The sequence below is a fragment of the Streptomyces sp. NPDC001156 genome (assembly GCF_053598275.1).
In genome coordinates, this window is the sequence record NZ_JBSFJX010000374.1 from 1 (window position 1) to 4,660 (window position 4,660).

Sequence of the window (4,660 nt, forward strand, 5' to 3'; positions counted from 1 at the left end):
CCCCATGCACACAAGCGGCGCCCGAGACCCGTATCCCGGACGCCGCTGAAGGCTGCCCCTTGACAGACCGGCCCCACATATCAGTGCTGTGACCGATCCGACTGGCGGCCGAGTATTCGATGGCCGGATCTCGCGCGCCGACCTACGCTCCGACCATCATGAGGTTCCGTGTCGAATTCATCGAGCAAGCGGCGAAGTTTCGCGACTACCTCCCGCTCGACGACCGCCGATCCCTGTTGAGTCTCGTCAGCAAGATCGCCAAGGATCCCTACGGCCCCGACACTCACCTCGCCTACACGAACGACGACCTCACACGGTCGAGTTGGTTCGATCCCGCCAATGTGAAGTACATCGTGGTCCCGGCTCGGAAGGCCATCTACGTCGTGGACGCGGACATCGCCGGCTATGACAGAGGTTTCAATATCTCCTGAGGCCTTGCCGTCCAACGCGGCGAACGCGCCCGTTCCACAGCGAGAAGAGCCTCCGCTGAAGTGGATCACTGCCGTGGCCTGAACGCCAGGCGAACCTTCCCGGTCACAGCACTAGCAGGAGCCTGGGGGCTGCCAGTTCTGTTGCCACAGGCGGTTTCCCACGATGCTTTGGAGCGCCCCGACCATGTCCGCTCGGGCCTGGGGGCTCATGTGCCCGTGGACGACCAGCCACACGAACCTGTTCTCCTGCTCGACAGGCATGACGACGCGCCCGCCGGGAAGTCGGTCCACGAACTCGATGTCGACCTCTGGGTGTTGGGCCGATGGTCCCGGACCGCCTGGCCACGCCGAAAGATCCGTTGGTCGGCCCGCGTGAGTCCGCTCGTGTCACACGGTGCCGCACACACAGACCGCATCACTGTCGGTTTCGCGGGGACCCGGCTCGACACGCCCCAGATCATCGAGGTCGAGGTCAGCAACGTCGGCAACAAGGATTTCGAACCCGCGCACTTCCTCGGCACGCCGATCGAAATCATGCTGACCGGCGGCACGGTGGTCAGCACCTTGCGTGAGACCTCGGAGCCGACAGTCCGACGCGTCCTCCACGCCACCGAGCACGGCGACCGCGTAGCGCTGGATACCAGCACGCCACTCCACAAAGGACAGACGGTCCAACAACGCGGCTCCCTCAAGGTCACCGTGTCCCAGGTCGACAACGAGGCGGCTGGCGGACCTATGTGGGGAGTGATCGAACTCGAAGGCTTCATCCAGCCTGGAGCTCGGCTTATGTCCATCTCCTTCACCCACACCTCCAGCGACAGCTTCGATGCTCCTGACAACATCACGGTCGACAACATCAGCCTTCCCAGCTGACCGCTGCCCGAGGGGCCCGGTCGGCGCCGACCGGGCCCCTCGTCATGTTTGGGGAATCTAGGGCTGTCCCATAAATGAGCTCCGGGGTTGATCCCGTTGGCGGCTCATGGAGCTCATGCGTACCGGTGTGAAGGCAAGTCTCAGCGGGGTGGCAGCGCTCGCGCTTTTCTGGTTGCACCACCACCACTAGGCAGCCCTTCCCCCCGGTGCCGCGCTCCTACTAACGGCCCGGGCACCCCCGAGGCCCCGTCGCCCCACACGGACGACGGGGCGTCGTCGTGCTCCCCCGAGGACAACGTCCGGCCGGCACACCACGCACGCCGCGAGACCATCCGACAGCGCGACGGCCGCATCGAGATGCACGGAGGCGATGGATCGAGATGCACGGAGGCGATGGCTCGAGTCCGGTCGCGCACTGCACACCTCGTTCGGGCAATTCTGGGCGCAGCCAAACGCGTCTGCGGCGGGTGGAGTGCCGCCTCGACGCGCTGCACGCGCTGCGCGGGCGCTGAGGCGGGTGACGGTCCCGGGCCGTTCGGTCGCCGGGGGTCACGCTGCCGCGGGGGCTGGCCGGGTGACCCCGGCCGTCAGCTCCTCCAGCAGCTTGATCTTCTCCCGGACGACATACAGCGGGACGATCCCGAACACCCCGAACGACATGTCGATCACCGTCCACCAGAACGGGATCCCGCGGACCGGACCGCAGATCAGGGCGAGCGGGATGATGCCCGCGCAGGCGATCATCCCGAACTCGACGACCCAGATGTTGCGGACGGGATCGCGGTAGGGCCCGTAGAAGGCCACCGCGATCACCAGGTGCGCGAACGCCAGCCAGTCCGTGCCGTAGAGGACGAAGGGCTGTTCGGCGTCGGTGGCGTCGAGTCCGCGGCGCACCCGCTCGATCCAGTCCATGAGGGCGGGCAGGTGCTCCGGTACGGACAGGGACCGCAGCAGATCCTCGGTCCAGCGCAGTTCGTGGACCAGGGGAAAGGCCGTGGCACCGCTGAGTACCAGGCAGACGACGAAGAAGACCAGCCACGCGCGGATGCCCCTCGACAGGGCCGCTCTGTCGCTCATGGCAGGAGCGTACCCCTCGAATTGAACATGTTCAAAATGGTTCGGTCCCGAACTCGCCGCCCGCGTACAGGAGGGTGGGACACGAGAACGCCCTAGGCGCAGGGCCCGGGCTGTGACTCCGGGCCCCGCGTCATGTCTCGGGAACCTAGGACTGCCCCATAAATGATCTCCGGGATTGGTTCAGTCGGTCTCGATCTCCAGCTCACCTCAGGCCGGCAGAACGGGCACGCCTCCAGGCCCTCGAGCAGCGAGGCCCGCGCACCGTGCGGATGGATCGGCCGCGTCGCGCCCGCCTGCAGGCAGTCGTCCACGTAGATCAGGACGCGCTCCGGGCCTACCGCCCGCGTCCGCTGCTCCACCGTGAACCCGGTCGATCCGCCGTTCCCGACCGCCCGTGCTGTGAAGGTGTGCAGCGGCCGAGGCTGCACGTTGCGCGCGGGCCGCTTCCGCGCGGGCGCGGGTTCGGGCGCGGGCTGCTCGGTCCCGGCGAGGGCCTGACAGACAGCATCGCGCTGCATGCGCAGGTAAATGCCGACAGTCTCGCTGTCGCCGAGCTGCCGCTCGAGGTACGCCAGGATCGCCCGCAGGCGAGGCGGATCATGCGGCAGCTCGCTCATGCGTTCGATTCAAGCATCGTGCACAGCCACACGCCTACTTCTGCGCCGCGTTCCACTCGATCGCGCGACAGTGAGGGCAGACCGGCTGCGCGCCGCGCCCGTACCGGCACGTCAGGCATGATCGGTCTCGCGAAGATCAATGGTGCCTGGTCTTCATCAGCATGACGGCGAGGGCCACAATCAGGATGACGACCATGATCCCGTACCACGTGAAGAATGATTCCGTTCCGTTCATTCGGATCGCCTTCTTCCGGGAAGCCAGCGGAAACGGCAGATTCCGTGGTTCCGGGTACCCTCCACCGGCTTTCCGTCACCTCACGAACTGGTGCTCTCGATAGCCCGGCAGTGGGGGCACACGAGTTGGGCGCCAGGCCCGGTATCGGCACGTCAAGCCCTGGCAGCGGGCACACGGACCCACCTGCGCCGGGGAACAGCCCAGCATGAGCGCGGCGGCCGCTGGGTCTGTCGCGGGATCGATGCGTCTAGGGCCTGTTGCGAAAGTCCGTACGGATGTGTACCTGTCCGCAGTGGTCGATCTCGACGACACGCGGCGCTCGGGTGTCGGACGGCGTCCTGGCAGAGCCGGGCATCCCGGCATTAAGAGACGGGCATCGCGCCGTCAGTGCCGTCGAGTAGGTTCTCTCCGTTCGGCCCGACAGGCGGGCCGCCGAACTGGGGGAACTCGTCGCCGTGAGCATGCACATGCACATGCGCGCCGTCGCGGAATCCGAGATCCGGGACGACCACACCTGGCTTGCAGCGTTCATGTGGGAGGCTTGGGAGAACCACCCCGACGAGTACGCAGCGGGCATCGCCGAGTCGATCGACAAGGTCTGGGGCTCCGTCAATGACCTCTATGCCGCTGCCGATGTCCTCGATGCGGATGCCGACGACTCTTGGGAGCTGCCGATTTACGGCGGGCGGCCAGTGGCACGCAGCGCCGATGCTGACCCCTCCAACCCACCCCTGGGGATTCTGGACCCGCCTGAGGTGTCACAGGCCGCAGGCTTCCTCGCACGTGTCTCGTTCGACGAGCTGTGGAACGTCGCCGGTGCCAAGCTCGTCTGGGCCGGCTGGGACGAGGCGCAGGTCAGGCAGGAGTTCCTCGACTATCACAGGGGCCTCCAAGGGTTCTATGGGCGGGCGGCCGCAGCAGGCCATGCCGTGGTCAGGGTGGTGTGGGCTTGAGAGGTGGTTGCGTGCCGGTCACAGCCATTCGTTGATGGCGGCGACCAGCAACGCGACGGCGCACCCCAGCCCGAGCCGTCCGAGTCGACCGCACCGCCCGTGATCCTGCGCGATCGCCGCCGCCCGTAGCGCTGGGTCGTCTCAGCGCTCCCACACGTCTGGCCCGCCGCCCCGCCATTCGATCAGGTCCGCGATCGACTCCACGACGTCCTGGGCCCTCGGGCTCTCCACGGTCCAACTAGCAATGCCCTCGCGCTGGAGGATCACGCTGAGATCTTCCAGGCTGTACACCATCCCAATGATCACGCCGTTGAGGCGCACTCGTCGACCGCCGGTCTCGGACGGCGGATAAACGATCACGCGGCGTTTGACCATGGCACTAGTGTGACGCGCCGGAAATGGCGAGTCTAAGTATTTAGCTTGTTTCAGTTCCGGGTGGGGAGATCTTGGCGAGGTAGTCGGCGAGCGAGTTCA

Annotated in this window: 6 protein-coding genes; 3 read left to right on the forward strand and 3 right to left on the reverse strand. The window is 66.4% G+C overall.

From position 1 onward, the window contains the following. Positions 1-158 precede the first annotated feature (158 nt). Together ACWDA7_RS50650 and ACWDA7_RS50655 are read left to right on the forward strand one after the other, a co-directional pair. Entirely contained in the window at positions 159-431 is a 273-nt protein-coding gene (locus tag ACWDA7_RS50650; protein WP_450614698.1) for a hypothetical protein, read from the forward strand. A gap of 60 nt (positions 432-491) precedes the next feature. Further along, complete coding sequence (locus tag ACWDA7_RS50655; protein WP_450614700.1) at positions 492-1,304, forward strand: hypothetical protein; 813 nt, start codon at positions 492-494, stop codon at positions 1,302-1,304. A 549-nt stretch (positions 1,305-1,853) separates the two neighbouring features. Here the strand turns inward: ACWDA7_RS50655 and ACWDA7_RS50660 are convergent. Together ACWDA7_RS50660 and ACWDA7_RS50665 are read right to left on the reverse strand one after the other, a co-directional pair. Then, positions 1,854-2,381 (reverse strand): hypothetical protein, encoded by a 528-nt coding sequence (locus ACWDA7_RS50660; protein WP_450614702.1) that lies wholly within the window; start codon positions 2,379-2,381, stop codon positions 1,854-1,856. Between the two features lie 92 nt (positions 2,382-2,473). After that, a complete protein-coding gene (locus ACWDA7_RS50665) occupies positions 2,474-2,998 on the reverse strand; it encodes a DUF6233 domain-containing protein (RefSeq protein ID WP_450614704.1) in 525 nt (174 codons plus the stop codon). Between the two features lie 696 nt (positions 2,999-3,694). On the opposite strand from ACWDA7_RS50665, the gene ACWDA7_RS50670 reads away from it, so the two are divergent. After that, entirely contained in the window at positions 3,695-4,186 is a 492-nt protein-coding gene (locus ACWDA7_RS50670; RefSeq protein WP_450614708.1) for a DUF1877 family protein, read from the forward strand. A gap of 141 nt (positions 4,187-4,327) precedes the next feature. Here ACWDA7_RS50670 and ACWDA7_RS50675 read toward each other — a convergent pair whose 3' ends face one another. Then, complete coding sequence (locus tag ACWDA7_RS50675; RefSeq protein ID WP_450614706.1) at positions 4,328-4,561, reverse strand: hypothetical protein; 234 nt, start codon at positions 4,559-4,561, stop codon at positions 4,328-4,330. Positions 4,562-4,660 lie beyond the last annotated feature (99 nt).

Bases quoted from the DNA above. Each gene is read 5' to 3' on its own strand.
- ACWDA7_RS50675 (WP_450614706.1), bottom strand. From the start codon at position 4,561: ATGGTCAAACGCCGCGTGATCGTTTATCCGCCGTCCGAGACCGGCGGT.
- ACWDA7_RS50670 (WP_450614708.1), top strand. From the start codon at position 3,695: ATGCACATGCACATGCGCGCCGTCGCGGAATCCGAGATCCGGGACGAC.
- ACWDA7_RS50650 (WP_450614698.1), top strand. From the start codon at position 159: ATGAGGTTCCGTGTCGAATTCATCGAGCAAGCGGCGAAGTTTCGCGAC.
- ACWDA7_RS50665 (WP_450614704.1), bottom strand. From the start codon at position 2,998: ATGAGCGAGCTGCCGCATGATCCGCCTCGCCTGCGGGCGATCCTGGCG.
- ACWDA7_RS50660 (WP_450614702.1), bottom strand. From the start codon at position 2,381: ATGAGCGACAGAGCGGCCCTGTCGAGGGGCATCCGCGCGTGGCTGGTC.